This window comes from Nitrospirota bacterium (assembly GCA_040755395.1).
GTDB lineage: Bacteria > Nitrospirota > Nitrospiria > Nitrospirales > Nitrospiraceae > DATLZU01.
The window spans coordinates 15834-31499 of record JBFMAX010000020.1 but is presented as its reverse complement, the minus strand read 5'-3'; the positions used below and the strand labels follow the sequence as shown (position 1 = coordinate 31499).

The following is a 15666-nucleotide window of genomic DNA, read 5'->3' as shown; positions in this document are numbered from 1 at the left end:
CTGGTGGCCTCGTCGAAAATGAGAATCCGGGGATTGGCCACGAGCGCGCGGGCGATGGCGATCCGCTGCCGTTGCCCGCCGGAGAGGGAGCACCCCTGTTCGCCCACCAGCGTGTCGTAGCCTTCGGGCAACTCGAGAATGAAGTCATGCGCGCCGGCCAGTTTCGCCGCCTCGATGACCCGGTCCATCGAGATGGCGGGATTCGTGAGTGCGATGTTGTCCCGCACCGAACGGTTGAACAGAAAATTCTCTTGCAGCACGACACCCACCTGTCGCCGGAGCCACGAAGGGTCCACCTGTGCCAGATCCACTCCATCGACCAGGACGCGGCCCCGTTCCGGCACATAGAGCCGCTGGATCAACTTGGCGATGGTGCTCTTGCCAGAGCCTGAGCGCCCGACAATGCCGATCACGGTTCCGGGCTGGACAGCGAAGGACACCTTGCGCAGGACCTCCGGCCCATCCGGCCGATACCGGAACGTCACCTCATCGAAGACGATCTGCCCGGCCACGCGCGGCAAGGTGGTCCGACTGGGATTGTAGGCAGGCTCCGGGCGGGTGTTGAGCACGTCGCCTAATCGCTGGACCGAGATGCCGACCTGCTGGAACTCCTGCCAGAGATTGACGATCCGCAAGAGCGGCCCGGTCACCTGACTCGACAACATGTTGAAGGCAATGAGTTGGCCGATGCTGAGGTCGCCGCCGATGACCAGATACGCGCCCGTCCAGAGCACGGCGATCGTCGTGACTTTCTGAATGAACGAGGCGATCTGGCTGGCTACGGTCATGAGACTGGTCGCCCGGAAGCTGGCGCGCACATAGCCGGCAAGCTGCTCGTCCCATCGCCGCTGGAGCGGCGGCTCGACGGCGAGCGCCTTCACAGTCTGAATGCCGCTGATCGCCTCGACCAGAAACGCCTGATTCTCGGCCCCGCGAGTGAACTTTTCGTTCAGCCGCGCCCGGATGATGGGCGTGATGACGATCGACAGGAAGGCATAGAGCGGCATCGATCCCAGCACCACCAGTGTGAGCAGCGAGCTGTAGACCCACATGACCACGAGGAGCACGACGGTGAAGACCAGGTCGAGGACGACGGTAACGGAATTGCTGGTGAGAAATTGCCGGATGTGCTCCAGCTCCCGGACCCGCGCGACCGTGTCCCCCACCCGGCGGGCCTCGAAATAGGCCAACGGCAGAGCCAGGATATGACGGAACAACTGCGCGCCTAATCCCACATCGATCCGATTGGTCGTATGGGCGAAGAGATACGTGCGGAGGCCGCCCAGCGTGGCATCGAAGAGCGCCAACGCGACCATGCCGATGGCGAGCACATGCAAGGTGGTGAAGCCCTTGTGCACCAGCACCTTGTCGATGACCACTTGGGTGAACAGCGGCGTGAGCAACCCAAACAGTTGCAGGAAGAATGACGCGATCAGGACTTCCCCGAGCAAGCAGCGATATTTGACGATGGCCGGGATGAACCAGGTGAAGTCGAACTTCAAGTCCTGTGGGCGGAGGTGGGCCCGCTTGGTGAACAGCAGCAGATGGCCCGACCAGTTTTGTTCGAAATCCGCCCGTGCCACGATCAGCGGGCGTCCTGCGAGCGGGTCCTGCACCAGGACCTTGTCGCCGTCTACTTTGGCGAGCACGACATACCGGCCATCCCTGCGCTTGGCAAGGGCGGGCAGCGGCGTGCCGGCCAGCTTGGTCCATTCAGTGTGGACAAACCCGGCCTTGAAGCCCAGGTGCTTGGCGGCACGAAGCAGGTCGCGATCGGAGAGAAGCGAACCAGAATCGCCGAACTGATGGCGCAACTGGGCCCCATCGGCCGGCAGATCATAGAAGCGGGCAATGAGCAGCAGGCAGAGGAGCCCGGTGTCCTTGTCGGGAGAGACAGGCGAGGCAGAGTCTCTTTCTGTGGGGCTCTCTGTGGCGAGGGCCATCCTCTGGCCTCTACATGGCCGGCGACAATCCTCTAGGGCCTCGCTTCTCTTTTCCCACGCACCCCGACCAGGACCTGCTGCAGTTGCTGGTGCAGGCGCTGCAAGACATCCAGCCCCAGCGCCACCCGCACCACGAGCTTGCCGTCGAGGCTGTCGGGGATCGTTTTGCCGTCACGCGCGGTGCGGGCGAGCATGGCCAGCATCGCGGGTTCAATGAACCCGAAGTCGAGATAGGCGATGCCCTGCGCCACGCCGACCGACGTGTAATTGGCCAACACCGGTTGATCCGCGTGCTCGACCGGCGTCAGCGTCACCTTCAAGGCAACCATGTTCTCGTTTCGTTCCGCCATGGCGTTCTCCAATATTCCTCCGTGATACCCCAACCTCTTTCTCGGCTGCATGGCCATCGCTCATGTAGACTGCAACCTAAAGATTGTCAACGACGAAAAAGTACCAGTCTTTGTAGGAAGATTCCTACGCGCAGCCGACGCGGGAAGGATTCGCGATCAGATCATGCTCAGAAATGTACAAGGCCCCGGTGTTCTGGCGGATACCGGACGGCTTCTCTCCTCCTCTTCACACCCAGTTTGACGAAGACCTGCCGCACATGATTCTTCACCGTTTGCACTTCGATCTCGAGCCTGACTGCAACGTCCTTGTTGCTCAAGCCTTCTTCCAACAATTGGAGGATTTCCCGTTCACGACGGGTCAGAAAGATACATACGGATAGCCACTTGGGCGAGCTTTCACCGTGCGAGACAGGAACACGTGCACCGTTGGCGTGACATTCGTTCATTCCTCAACCCCTGCCTTCATCATCTAAACTTCATCCCCACCAGGTAGATGTTGTCGCAGGCGAGAGGTAACGGGCTGACCCACCGCACTTCCGCCTGGCGGGGTGAAAGAAGCGGCGGCTCCGGCGGCGAGATGGCGAGGCGCAGGATGTTGCCTACGGTCGGCGCCCAATCCAAAAGCAGGCACAGGCCGCCGTCCCCGACATTGATGGTCAGTCCCGTGCCTTCCCGACGAGGTTCCGCGCCAAGCGCGTCGCCCGGGGTCCGATATTCGTACCGAACCAGGCGCTGGATCGATTGCCGCTCCCCTCGCGCGGGCACATCCAGGCGCTCCGCCCATGGCGGTCGTTGTTCACTCATGGTGTGGACTCCTGTGTGAAGGTTTTCCAATTTCGCTCCGCCTGGGCTTTCGCCGCCGGCGCATGCTCGGCGCAGTCGATCCGCAGCAGCCGATCGCCGAACGGTGCGTTCACGTAGGCGCAATGGTGCGGCCGTTCCGGATCGGCGTACACGCGAGGCCGGAAGTAGCGGCAGGTGACACACATGCGCGCGACCGGGATCTCGTTCCGCTCCTGCAGCGTCCGGATCATCTTGACCAGGATCCGCAGCAACGACTCTTGTTCCGCAACGGGCAGTTGATCCGCGGCGGCGGCGAGAAAATCCGGCCAGCCGGCGCCTTTGTCCGCTTTGCGCATGCCTGCGGCGGTCAGCCTGACGGTCCTGACGCGCCGGTCCGCCTTCGACCGGCTCTTGCGCACCCACCCCTTTTCTTCCAACGTCCGGATGACGTCGGACGCGGTGGGGAGCGCGACCGCCAGCTCTTGCGCCAAAGCTGACATGGTCGCTTCGTCGCCGAACCGCATGCGCAGCAATGCCAGGGTCTGTCCCTGCAGAGGCGTGACCTTGCGGCGATTGGCCTCTTTCCAGGCACGGCTCTTCATGGCCAGCCCGATTTTTTGCAGGCCGGCCACCACTCGGTTACTCAGCGGTTCGGAGGTGCGTTCCAACTGATCGTTCACGTGTCAGCCTTTTCCTACATTTTAGGAGTATTATTTAGCATTCCTAAGTGATGAGGCCGGCGACTCTAGGGGAACGCCGCGCCGGCTGTCAAGCCTCTTTTTTGGGCCACCGTCGTATGGGATGTCTCGGCGGACGCGCCCCCGACAAGGCCTTGTGTCGCATTGACAAGCCTTGCATGACTGCCTATGATGCCTCCGATGTTTTATTGAGCCGCTCCCCCAGACAATGCATCGATGACGCTCCAGGAACTCGCCCGATCTTTGCACAACTGCCAGCGCTGCAAGCTCTCGAAGCTGGGCCGCACCCAGGTGGTCTTCGGCGTCGGGAACCCGCACGCGACGATCATGTTCGTGGGCGAGGCACCGGGGTTTTACGAAGATCAGCAGGGCGAGCCGTTCGTGGGGGCGGCGGGGAAATTGCTGAACGAGTTGCTGGCCTCGGCCGGGCTGTCGCGGTTGGACATTTATATCGCCAACGTCATCAAGTGTCGGCCGCCCAACAATCGCGATCCCGAACCCGACGAGGTCGAGACCTGCAAACCGTTCCTGATGCAGCAGATCAGTCTGATTAAGCCGAAGCTGGTCTGCACGTTGGGGAATTGGGCGACGCAGACGTTGCTGGAACGGAAGGTGGGCATTACCAAAGTGCGCGGGCAGGCGTTCTACCAGAAGGATTTCGTGATCTTCCCCCTGCTCCACCCGGCCGCCGCCCTGCACCAGGGCGGGCTGCTTGCGCCGTTGCGCGAGGATTTCAAGAAACTGAAGGAATTTCTCGACCGCCACAGCCGGGAGCAACCGGCGACCGAGGCCGATTCCGCTCCTGGCACCGGGGCGCTGCATATCGAACCGCCCTCGCAGGTCCAGCAGATGGACCTGTTCGGATCATAAGTAAGCATCCCCTCACCTTCATCCTCTCCATGGCCCATTGCAATGGCGACCCCATGCATTCACCCGCTGTAATCGGGAGCAACGGGTACCCGAGCAGTGGGTCCCCCGGCAATGGGCACCCCGGGAGAGGAGCGGTTGCGAGGAAGCGAGACGGGGAGTTGCTTTAAGCTTTTCAGGCTTTGGCGGGATCCTTCGGCGTTTGGGCGGCAGGCTGGTCGGTTTTTTTGTCGGTCGTTTCTCCTTCCTCGGCGGCTTCTTCCTTCTTCTCCTCTTCGGGCTCCTCGAACCAGTTGACGAGCATGTCCTCCCACCAGGCTTCGTCCACCTCGGGCCCCGGGTCCACACCGAGATAGGCCACGTCCTCCTTCGTGATCGACGGGCCCACCTGCTGCGGCTGGAACTTCGCCCGGTCGATGACTTCTTTCGTCGCATACCCGCCCACGATCCACGTATCCGGATCGGCGCGGCGGGACTTGTACGCCTTGAGGCCGAGCTTCAGGTACATGAAGATCTGCCGCTGCGCCTCATCGCTCACGCCCGACTGCGGCAGGCTCAAGGTTTTCTCGATCTTCTTGCGCCAATGCCGGTCGTCGTAGCGCGACGTAATCATTTGCAGCATTTTTTTCCCGTCTTCCGCATTCAGAGCCATTACTCTCCTTAGCAAACAGCGCATACCGGACAGCGAGTAGCCCTAAGCTATTCGCTATCAGCTACGAGCTACGCGCTCTTCAAATGTTGTTTGAAAAACGCCAGCGTGCGCGTCCAGGCATCCTTGGCCTCCGCCGGCTTGTACACATCCTTCCGCGTATCGTTGAAGAACGCGTGCGGCGCGCCGGGATAGGTCTTGATCTCGCCCGGCCTGTTGTACTTTTTGAGAGCGGCGGCCAACCGCTGCACGTCGGCCTTGGTGATCCACCCGTCTTCTTCTCCATAGATATAGAGCACCGGGCAGGCCAGCTTCTGCAGCGGCGTGTCCGGATTCGGCACCTGCCCGTAGAAGGGGACCGCAGCCTTGATCTCGTGATTGACGCAGGGAAGCATCAGCGCATAGGAGCCGCCCATGCAGAACCCGATGACCCCGATCCGGGCAGGATCGACCTCCGGCACGCTTTTGAGATACGCCACCGTGGCATTCAGATCTTTCAGGCCGTCTTCCTGTTTCAACTGACCCATCAACTCTCCCGCGCGTTTGGGATTGCTGTTCGGCACGACCTCGTTCTGGAACCGCGAATAGAGATCCGGCGCGATCGCGACATAGCCTTCCGCCGCGAACCGGCGCGCGACGTCCTTGATATGGTCGTTCAACCCCCACCATTCCTGGACGACGATGACGGCGGGCCGCTTTTCCTTGGTCTGCGGACCCACGAGATACGCCCGCACCGTCACGCCGTCGCTCCGATACTGCACCATCATGTCTTTGATCTCAACCATAACTCACCTCCTGAAGAGCGAACAGCGAACAGCCAGCCGCCAACAGCAAGAAGCTGTGCGTTTGAGGCGATTTGCGACTTGCTATCAGCTATTCGCTACCGGCTAATTCCCCGCGATCGTCATCTCCGCAATTTTGATCGTCGGGCTGGCGATGCGGCCGCGAAAGACCAGATCGCTCCCGATCATCTCGATGTCTGCGAACATCTGCTTCAAATTCCCGGCGATGGTGATTTCCTCGACCGGATAGGCCAGTTCCCCGCGTTCGATCCAAAACCCGCACACGCCGCGCGAGTAGTCCCCAGTCACCATGTTGACGCCGAAGCCGATCAGTTCCGTTACGTAGAGGCCCTGGCGCACCGAAGCGATGAGTTCTTCCGGACTCTTGGTTCCCGGCACCAGGTAAAAATTGGTCGGCCCGACCGACGGACTTTCGCCGACGCTGCGCGAGGCGTTGCCGGTGGAAGCCAGTCCGAGCTTTTTGCCCGAATAGGTGTCCAGAAGATAGCTCTTCAGAACGCCTCGTTCGACCACAGTGGTCTTTCTCGTCGGCAGCCCTTCTCCGTCGAACGGACGCGACCCCAGCCCGCCCGGCATCCGGCCGTCGTCGTAGACGGTCACGAAATCCGGCGCGAGTGGCTTGCCGAGATATCCCGCCAAGAAGGAGGCTCCTTTATAAATGGCATAGCCGGAGGCGGCGCTGCAGAGGTTGCCCAACAGACTGCCCGCCGTTTCCTGGTCGAAGATGACCGGCGCCCGACGGGTAGCGACCTTCTTCGCCCCCAATCGCCGTACCGCACGGCGGGCCGCCTCCTGTCCGATCGTCTCCGGGCTGTCCAGCTTGGCGAACTTCCGCTGCACGCTGTACCAGGCATCGCGCTGCATGGCGCCGGAACCCGGCTCCGTCGCGATCGGCGACACCGACAGCGAGAAGCTGGAGCTTCGGTACTCGCCCACGAACCCGTGACTGTTCGCCAGCACGATGCGCCCGGACGAGGAATCGAACTCCGCCCCTTCCGAATTCGTCACTCGCGTGTCCACGGCAAACGCGGCGGCTTCCGCCCGTCGCGCCAGTTCGATCTGGACATCGGTCTGCAGTTTCGTGGGATCGTACAGGTCCAGATCGGGCACATCCTTCGCCATGAGATCCGCAGCCGGCAGGCCGGACAGCGTGTCTTCGACGACCGCCTGCGCCAGCTCACACGTGTCCCGCACGAACCGGTCCAGCGACTCCCGCGAGAAGTCCGACGTGGACGAACTGGCCGACCGTTTCCCGAAAAAGACCCTGAGCCCCAAGCGCTTCTCCCTGGCCTTGGTCAAGCGGTCCACGGCTCCCAGCCGGACCTGGATCGACAACGTCTCCCCATCGGCCACCAGGACATCCGCTTCCGTCGCCCCGCAACGCCTGGCCCGGTCAAGAATATCGGCGGCGAGATCGGCGAACCTGTCGGACTGTATGACTTCTCTTTCCATCTCCCCGCCACTACCAGAAGAGCGACTGGATTCGCCTCCACTGCGCGCATCGAACGAGCACTGTTTCATCGTGCGCGTTCTGTGAGCACAGAGGCGGATCCAGTCGCAGCTTCACGCCCTCGTCCCCCCCACCGTGATCTCGTCGATCCGAATGGTCGGCAGGCCGACCCCCACCGGCACCGACTGGCCTTCTTTGCCGCAGGTGCCGATACCCTCGTCGAGCTTGAGATCGCGTCCCACCATCGAGACCTTGGTCAGAATCTCCGGACCGTTCCCGATCAGCGTCGCGCCTTTGACCGGTTTCGTGATCCTGCCGTCTTCGATGAGATAGGCCTCGCTGGCGGAGAACACGAACTTGCCGTTCGTGATGTCCACCTGGCCGCCGCCGAACGACACGGCGTAGAGGCCGCGCTTGACCGACCGGATGATGTCCTGCGGATCGAACTCACCCGCCAACATGAAGGTATTCGTCATGCGCGGCAGGACGACGCTTTGATAGCTTTCCCGCCGCCCGTTGCCGGTCAGCGGGATGCCCATCAACCGCGCATTCAGCCGATCGGTGATATAGCCGCGAAGAATCCCTTTTTCGATCAAGACCGTGCGGCTCGTCGGCGTCCCCTCGTCGTCCATGTTCAGCGAACCGCGGCGGAACGGCAAGGTGCCGTCGTCGACGACCGTGCAAACTTCCGAGGCCACCCGCTTGCCGATCAGATTGGAGAAAGCGGAGGTCTTCTTGCGATTGAAATCCGCCTCCAGCCCATGGCCGACCGCTTCGTGCAATAGAATGCCGGGCCAGCCCCCCGCCAGCACCACCGGCATCACGCCGGCCGGCGCGTCCACCGCGCCGAGGTTCAGGATCGCCTGGCGCGCCGCTTCTCTGGCGTACTGCAGGTGGCGGTTGCCCTCCCGATACCATTCAAACCCGATGCGCCCTCCGCCGCCGAAGGTCCCGACCTGGCGGTTGCCGTTCTCTTCCGCAATGCAGGTGACCTGCAGGCGGGACAGCGGCTGGACATCGCCGACCAGACGGCCCTCCGAGGTCGCCACGACCACGACTTTGTACTCCGTGTTGAAGGATGCGATGACGTTCTTGATCCGCGGATCGTACCGGCGGGCTTCCGCATCGATCTCGTTGAGAAGCGCCACCCGGTCCTTCGTCGCTACTTCGACGGCTTCGCGTTCGACCCGATACAAGTCGTGCGGCGGGCGTTCGCGGTGGGTCACCGGCAGGGAGTCGGTTCCTTGGGGCGAGGCTGCGATATAGCGGGCCGCGTCGGCCGCGATCTCCAGATCCCGGCGGGTCAACTCGTCGGAGTATGCAAACCCCGTTTTTTCTCCGGCGATCGCCCTGAGACCGACTCCTCGAGAGACGCTCTTGGCCGCCCGCTTGACGATGCCTTCTTCCAGAGAGACCGATTCCGATTGTCTCGATTCAAAATAGAGGTCGGCGTAATCCACGTCCCGGACCTTCATCCGTCCGAGGACCTGTTGAATTTCCCGGTCGGTTACACCGAAACAGGCGAGTTCGACGGTATGCTCGACGGCCATGCGGCAGGTTCCTTTCTCCCAATCACGACGGCGGAGTATATCGGCGAACGCCGAGGCATTTCAACGCGCGCCGCGGCATGACGGCAAAACCCGCGGCTTTGGCCGGGAATTCGTGAATATTGTTTGACTTTTGCCGACCCCGCCAGTAGACTTTGCCTCGCCTGCCGCGCCTCTGCACAGAAAGGATTATTATCCATTTACGCGCTCCAATGACGAAAAGCACCGCTCTCGATACGGAACAACTCTCCGAAGGCGAGTTGCTCTCGCGGCTGGATCCGGATCTCCTTCCCAAGCATGTCGCCGTCATCATGGACGGGAACGGCCGTTGGGCCGAACTTCGTGGATTGCCTCGCATCGCGGGACACCGGGAAGGCATCAAATCGGTTCGCGAAGTCATCACTCTGTGCCTGGAACTGGGCATCCACGCGCTCACCATCTACGCCTTTTCCCAGGAGAACTGGAACCGCCCGCCGCAGGAGATCGATGCGTTGATGGAATTATTGGAGCACTATCTGGCGACGGAGCGATCGAGCCTCGTGGAACAGGGTGTCCGGTTCCGCACCATCGGGCGCGTCGCCGCTCTGCCTTCGTCCGCCCTGCATTGGGTCCGCACGACGGAGCAGGAAACCGCTCATCTCGACAAACTGATCCTGACGGTGGCACTCAGTTATGGAGGCCGATCTGAAATCGTCGACGCAGTCTCTCGGATCGTCCGCGAGTGTCAGCGCGGGGCTCTGCGTCCGGAAGACATCGACGAGGCCCTGTTTCAGCGTTACCTGTCCACGAGCGACTTACCTGATCCGGATTTGTTGATTCGCACGAGCGGCGAAATGCGGATCAGCAATTTCCTCCTCTGGCAACTCGCCTACACCGAACTGTACTTTACGCCGACGCTGTGGCCGGACTTCCGGCGGCGTGAAGCGCTCCTGGCGCTGTTGGACTATCAACGCCGGGATCGCCGGTTCGGTCGCGTGTTTAGCGCCGTTTCTCCTCAGATCGGATTGTGAAACAGGGAGCCGTGGAGTGCGGAGCGGAAGGCCAGCAGCCTGTCGGAACTCTGCCTTCGACACCCAGACGGCTGGACATCCGCCGCGTCTATCCGGCGCTGATTTTCGCTCCGCTTTTTTACCTTCTGGTCCGGTATCTCCCGCCTTCCGCTTTCTTCATCCTCATCCTGGCCGCCAGCGTGTTGGCGACTGGCGAATTCTACCGGCTGCACTTCCGAGCCGAGCACGGGACGGTCCCGATCCTGTTCGGGCTTGGAGCGACCGCCCTGCTGCTCACGAGCATGCAGTGGCCGGGCCTGGTCTCGGAACAGACCGCGCTCCTGCTCACGGTGGTCGGCTCGCTGCTGCTTCCCCTGTTTTCCCGACGGGACGCGAGCCGGGCGCTGACGGACAGCACCGTCTTGGCATTCGGGGTGCTGTACGTCGGGTTCACCCTGGGCCATCTGCTCCGAACCCGCGCGCTGGAAGGCGGCGAGTTCCTCGTCTTCTTCGTCGTCCTGACCACGTGGGCCGGGGACACGGGAGCCTATTACGTCGGCACGCTTTTCGGTCGGAGAAAATTGACGCCGACGATCAGCCCGAACAAGACCGTCGAAGGCCTGGTCGGAGGGTTCGCGTGTTCCGTCCTGACGGCGTTTGCAGCCCGTGCGTGGTTTCTTCCCTCTTTTACAACGGTCGATTGTGTCGCGCTCGGGCTGCTTTTGGCCGCCGTGGGGTTGGCGGGAGACCTGGCGGAATCGGCGATGAAGCGCAGCGCAGGCGTCAAGGATTCCGGGGGGCTGCTCCCCGGACACGGCGGAATGCTCGACCGGCTCGATAGCCTATTGTTTACGGCTCCGGCGTTCTACTACTATGTGACCCTAGTCAAAGGATAGACGTCAGCGGTCAGCTCAGAGTCATGAAGGATTCGACATGAAAAAAATCGTGATTCTCGGATCGACGGGATCGATCGGGACGAATACGCTGGATATTGTCGACCGATTTCCCGGCGAATTTCAGGTCGTCGGCCTCACGGCCGGTGCGAATGACGAAAAACTCGAGGAACAGATCCGCCGCTACAAGCCGGCCTTCGTCGCTCTGTCGAACACATCGGCGGCCGCGAAATTGCGCGACCGGTGTCGAGACCTCTCCGTGGACATCCTCTCCGGCATGGACGGCGTCGCGGAAGTCGCACGGACGCCGGACGCCGAACTGGTCATTTCCGCGATCGTCGGCGGAGCAGGGCTGGTCCCGACTCTGGCCGCCATCCGCTCCGGCAAGCATGTCGCCCTGGCGAACAAAGAACCGATGGTCATGGCCGGGAAACTCATGCAGGAAGAAGCGCGCAAGCACGGCGTGCGGATCTTCCCGGTGGACAGCGAACATAGCGCGATTTTCCAGTCCCTCGAGGGCCATCGTCGCGAGGATGTCCGGCGCCTCATTCTGACGGCCTCCGGCGGGCCTCTGTGGGACTTTTCCCGCGCGCAACTGCAGGACGTGAAACCGGAACGGGCGCTGCAGCATCCCAACTGGAAGATGGGAGCCAAAATCACGATCGATTCGGCCACCCTGATGAACAAGGGACTCGAAGTGGTCGAAGCCCGCTGGCTGTTCGATATCGCGGCCTCGCGGATCGACGTGCTGATCCATCGGGAAAGCATCGTCCATTCTCTGGTAGAATATGAAGACCGATCCATCATCGCCCAGCTTGGATTGCCCGACATGCGCACCCCTATTTCGTACGCCATGCGCTATCCCGAACGCATGCCGCTCGATTTGCCGTCATTGGATCTGGCGGCGATCGGCAAGCTGACCTTCTTTACGCCGGATCATGACCGGTTTCCCTGCCTGAATCTGGGCTATGAGGCCTTGCGCATCGGCGGCACGATGCCGGCGACGCTGAACGCCGCCAATGAGGTTGCCGTGGAGGCGTATTTGCAGGAAGGCATCCGTTTCACGGACATCGCCGAGGTGATCCGGAGCACCATGGAAGCCCACGCGCCTCGGGAGGTCGAGTCGATTAGCGACGCTCTCGAAGCCGACCGCTGGGCCAGAGAGAAAGCCGAAGCGCTGGTGCACGCGTTGGCGCGCTGACACCGCGAGTGAATTCTGAATTATGAATTCTGAATTCTGAGTGATGAGTTCTGAGCTGCCGATAAAGGAGTAATGACGTGGTTGCCGCATTCACCTGGTCTCCGGACACCATCTGGGTTTTGGGTCAGAAGGTATGGTGGTTTTTGGTGGTGCTCGGAATATTGGTGGCCTTTCACGAACTGGGGCATTTCCTGGCCGCCCGGTGGGTCGGTGTGAAGGTGTTGAAATTCTCCCTGGGCTTCGGACCGAAACTGTTCGGACGCCAAGTGGGCGAAACCGAATACTTGGTGTCGGCGGTGCCCCTGGGCGGCTACGTCAAACTCTTCGGCGAAGACGAGACCGAAGCGCTCACGCCGGAGGACCGAAAGCGGTCGTTCGCACATCAATCGTTGTCCGGCAAAGTGTTGATCGTCGCCGCCGGGCCAGGGTTCAATTTCATCCTGGCCTATGTGATCTTTTTCGGTTGGCTGTCGACCGGTTCTCCCTTGTTCGTCCCCACGTTCCGCGACCTGAGCCCGGATGTCGAGGCGTTGCTGCCCGGTTCTCCCGCTGATCGAGCCGGGATCAAAGTGGGCGACCGGATCATCCGTGTCAACGAGCGGGATATCTCGACGCGCAGCGAGCTGTTCGACGCCGTCGCGAAGAGCCGCGGCAAGCAATTGACGCTGGACGTGCGACGGAGCGGTCAGATCAGGACGGTTCTCGTGACCCCTGAGCCGGTGTCCGGGCAGGAGGCGGGTTCGGAGGAGTTGGCGTATCGCATCGGCATCGAGGAGACCGCGCCTCTCGTGACCGCCGTGATGCACGGATCGCCGGCTGCGCAAGCCGGGCTCAAGGAAGGAGACCGGATCGTCAAGATCGAAGATCAGGAGATTCATACCTGGTCCCAGATGACCGGCCTCGTCAAGGAAAGCCCGAATCGGGCCCTCCGGTTCGAAGTCCTGCGGGACGGCGCCCGCGTCTCACTGATTGTGACGCCGGCCGCCGAGAAGGCCACGGTCAACGGTCAGCCGGTGGAAATCGGGAAGATCGGCATTTCGGGTCCCGGCCGTTCCATCATCCGCGCCGCCAATCCGTTGACGGCGGTGTATCATGGGCTGGAGGCGACATGGGGCTGGACCGAACTCACGACCATCGGGCTTTACAAGATGATCGTTGGAGACATTTCCAGCAAGAACATCGGAGGGCCGCTTACCATCGCCAACATTTCCGGCGAAGCGGCTTCGCAAGGCGCGTCCAGCGTGGTCTTCCTGATCGCGATCCTGAGCATCAACCTTGGGGTGCTGAATCTGCTCCCGATTCCCGTTTTGGACGGCGGGCACTTGCTGTTTTTCGGTATCGAGGCGATCCTCCGCAAACCGCTGGGCGAGCGGCAGCGTGAACTTGCCCAGCAAGTCGGCTTGCTTCTCCTTGTCGGCATCATGATCTTCGCGTTCTGGAACGACCTGGAACGGTTGTTCTACCGATAACAGCTTTCAGCAATCAGCCATCGGCTGTTGGCTTTCAGCAAAATGGCACGACTTCTTTTCGACGCTCGGTTAACACAGTCAGCACAAGTTCCGCTTTCGGAAGTTCTCCTTCTGAAGCTGAGGGCTGACCACTGACGGCTGACCGCTCATCACACCCATGCGCACCTCGCAAATTCTCATCCCCACTCTTCGCGATGATCCGGGCGAAGCCGAGACCGTCAGCCACCGGTTGATGTTACGAGCCGGCATGATCCGGAAGGTCGCCGCCGGCATTTACACCTATCTTCCCCTCGGTCTCCGCGTCATCCGGAAAATCGAGCACATCATCCGGGAAGAAATGAACCGGGCCGGCGCGCAGGAAGTGCTGATGCCCATCGCGTCACCGGCCGAGCTGTGGCGCGAGACCGGGCGCTGGGACTACTACGGGAAGGAGCTGCTCCGCTTCAAGGACCGGCACGATCGGGACTTCTGCCTGGGCCCCACGCACGAGGAAGTCATCACGGATCTCTTCCGGCGCGAGGTTCGGTCATACCGCCAGCTCCCGCTCAACTTCTATCAGATCCAGACCAAGTTTCGCGACGAGATCCGCCCTCGCTTCGGCCTCATGCGGGGGCGGGAATTCATCATGAAGGACGCCTACAGTTTCGATCGGGACGAAGAAGGCGCCAAGCTGAGCTATCAGAAGATGTACGACGCCTACACGCGCATCTTCACGCGGTGCGGGCTGACCTTCCGCGCAGTCGAAGCCGACACGGGCCTGATCGGCGGGTCTTCCTCCCACGAGTTCATGGTGCTGGCGGAGACGGGCGAAGAGACGATCGTCTATAGCGACCAGGGCAGCTATGCGGCCAACGTCGAGCGGGCCGAAGTGTTGCCCGAACCGGAGCGTTCGCCAGAGGCGCCTCGGCCGCTCCGGGAAGTCGCCACGCCGAATTGCCGCACGGTGGAGGAGGTGACTGCGTTCCTCAAGATTCCCCCGCAGCGTCTGGTGAAGACGCTGCTGTACAAGACCCCCAAGGACTCGATCGCCGTGCTGGTCCGCGGCGATCACGACGTCAACGAGATCAAATTGAAAAAAGTGCTCGGCGTGCAGGAAAGCGAGCTGGCCGATCCCGAGACGGTCGCCGCGCTGACCGGGGCGCCGGTCGGGTTCGCGGGACCGATCGGGCTCGCACAGGTCCGCATCGTCGCGGACCAGGCCGTGAGGGCGATGCGCAACTTCGTGGTCGGAGGAAACAAAGCCGACACGCACTACGTCGACGCGAACTGGGACCGCGATTTCATCGTGGAGCAGTTTGCCGACCTGCGGAACGCTCGAGCCGGCGACCCGTCGCCGAGAGGCGACGGAATCCTGAAAGTCGCCAAGGGAATCGAAGTGGGCCACGTCTTCATGCTGGGCACCAAATACAGCCAGGCGATGAAGGCCACCTTCCTCGACCCTCAGGGACGGGAAACGTTGGCAGTCATGGGATGTTACGGCATCGGCGTGGGCCGGACGGCCGCCGCCGCCATCGAACAGCACCATGACGCCAAAGGGATCACCTGGCCGGTTCCGATCGCTCCGTTTCATGTCCACCTGCTTCCCTTGAGTCCGTCCGACCAGGTCTCCCGTCTTGCGCAATCACTGTATGATTCGCTGGTCGCCGCCGGCGTCGAGGTGCTCTGGGACGATCGGGACGAACGAGCCGGCGTCAAATTCAACGACGCGGATCTGATCGGCGCGCCTTTTCAGCTTCTCGTGGGCGACAAAGGATTGGCTCAGGGCACGGTGGAACTGAAGGAGCGCCGGACCGGCGCCGTGACCAAGATCGCTCCGGATCAGGTCCTCTCCAAGATACAAGCACTCCTCTCGGACACCTCCGGCGGCGCGTAAGCCGTCTCCACACTCCCTGGAAATCCGCCTCCATCGGGCCTTTCCAGCCCCTCGACCTCGCCTGCAAAAGAACCGTTTCCGCTTGCGTTCAGACCGGATTGGGCTACACTTACACCGACGATTTCCGTGGAGGATGGTCGGCGCGTCCAAC

The 15666-nt window shown here is 61.8% G+C and carries 15 protein-coding genes; 6 read left to right on the top strand and 9 right to left on the bottom strand.

From position 1 onward, the window contains the following. The 5 genes from AB1555_18745 to AB1555_18725 form a co-directional block, all read right to left on the bottom strand. Positions 1 to 1943: type I secretion system permease/ATPase (locus tag AB1555_18745; protein ID MEW6248729.1), on the bottom strand; the 1943-nt coding region annotated here is incomplete at its 3' end. 32 nt (positions 1944 to 1975) lie between these two features. Beyond that, positions 1976 to 2344 carry a hypothetical protein gene (locus AB1555_18740; GenBank protein ID MEW6248728.1) on the bottom strand — a complete coding sequence of 123 codons (369 nt, stop codon included), beginning with the start codon at positions 2342 to 2344 and terminating at the stop codon, positions 1976 to 1978. Between the two features lie 116 nt (positions 2345 to 2460). Beyond that, on the bottom strand, positions 2461 to 2739 hold the full coding sequence (locus AB1555_18735) for a helix-turn-helix transcriptional regulator (protein ID MEW6248727.1): 279 nt from the start codon (positions 2737 to 2739) through the stop codon (positions 2461 to 2463). A gap of 19 nt (positions 2740 to 2758) precedes the next feature. After that, positions 2759 to 3097, bottom strand: a complete 339-nt coding sequence (locus tag AB1555_18730) for a PilZ domain-containing protein (protein MEW6248726.1) — start codon at positions 3095 to 3097, stop codon at positions 2759 to 2761. Beyond that, on the bottom strand, positions 3094 to 3756 hold the full coding sequence (locus AB1555_18725) for a MarR family winged helix-turn-helix transcriptional regulator (protein ID MEW6248725.1): 663 nt from the start codon (positions 3754 to 3756) through the stop codon (positions 3094 to 3096). The genes AB1555_18730 and AB1555_18725 overlap by 4 nt, the downstream gene beginning before the upstream one ends. 234 nt (positions 3757 to 3990) lie before the next feature. Here AB1555_18725 and AB1555_18720 point away from each other — a divergent pair, with 234 nt between their 5' ends. Beyond that, the gene (locus AB1555_18720; protein MEW6248724.1) at positions 3991 to 4644 is read left to right on the top strand and encodes a uracil-DNA glycosylase; all 654 of its coding nucleotides are present in this window, start codon (positions 3991 to 3993) and stop codon (positions 4642 to 4644) included. A 172-nt stretch (positions 4645 to 4816) separates the two neighbouring features. Here the strand turns inward: AB1555_18720 and AB1555_18715 are convergent, their stop codons facing one another. The 4 genes from AB1555_18715 to tldD form a co-directional block, all read right to left on the bottom strand. Then, positions 4817 to 5293: a hypothetical protein gene (locus AB1555_18715; protein ID MEW6248723.1), complete on the bottom strand. Its 477-nt coding sequence runs from the start codon at positions 5291 to 5293 to the stop codon at positions 4817 to 4819. A 68-nt stretch (positions 5294 to 5361) separates the two neighbouring features. Further along, the gene (locus tag AB1555_18710) at positions 5362 to 6075 is read right to left on the bottom strand and encodes a dienelactone hydrolase family protein (GenBank protein MEW6248722.1); all 714 of its coding nucleotides are present in this window, start codon (positions 6073 to 6075) and stop codon (positions 5362 to 5364) included. 102 nt (positions 6076 to 6177) lie between these two features. Beyond that, positions 6178 to 7545 carry a TldD/PmbA family protein gene (locus tag AB1555_18705; protein MEW6248721.1) on the bottom strand — a complete coding sequence of 456 codons (1368 nt, stop codon included), beginning with the start codon at positions 7543 to 7545 and terminating at the stop codon, positions 6178 to 6180. 111 nt (positions 7546 to 7656) lie between these two features. Further along, positions 7657 to 9093, bottom strand: coding sequence for a metalloprotease TldD (gene tldD / locus AB1555_18700; protein ID MEW6248720.1), 1437 nt, complete (start codon positions 9091 to 9093; stop codon positions 7657 to 7659). 209 nt (positions 9094 to 9302) lie between these two features. On the opposite strand from tldD, the gene AB1555_18695 reads away from it, so the two are divergent. The 5 genes from AB1555_18695 (at position 9303) to AB1555_18675 (ending at position 15515) form a co-directional block, all read left to right on the top strand. Further along, complete coding sequence (locus AB1555_18695; protein MEW6248719.1) at positions 9303 to 10100, top strand: isoprenyl transferase; 798 nt, start codon at positions 9303 to 9305, stop codon at positions 10098 to 10100. Beyond that, positions 10097 to 10975, top strand: coding sequence for a phosphatidate cytidylyltransferase (locus AB1555_18690; GenBank protein ID MEW6248718.1), 879 nt, complete (start codon positions 10097 to 10099; stop codon positions 10973 to 10975). The genes AB1555_18695 and AB1555_18690 overlap by 4 nt, the downstream gene beginning before the upstream one ends. 37 nt (positions 10976 to 11012) lie before the next feature. Then, entirely contained in the window at positions 11013 to 12173 is a 1161-nt protein-coding gene (locus AB1555_18685) for a 1-deoxy-D-xylulose-5-phosphate reductoisomerase (GenBank protein MEW6248717.1), read from the top strand. Between the two features lie 77 nt (positions 12174 to 12250). Continuing rightward, on the top strand, positions 12251 to 13642 hold the full coding sequence (gene rseP / locus AB1555_18680) for an RIP metalloprotease RseP (protein MEW6248716.1): 1392 nt from the start codon (positions 12251 to 12253) through the stop codon (positions 13640 to 13642). Positions 13643 to 13799: 157 nt separating this feature from the next. Further along, positions 13800 to 15515, top strand: a complete 1716-nt coding sequence (locus AB1555_18675; GenBank protein MEW6248715.1) for a proline--tRNA ligase — start codon at positions 13800 to 13802, stop codon at positions 15513 to 15515. The last annotated feature ends 151 nt before the right edge of the window (positions 15516 to 15666 follow it).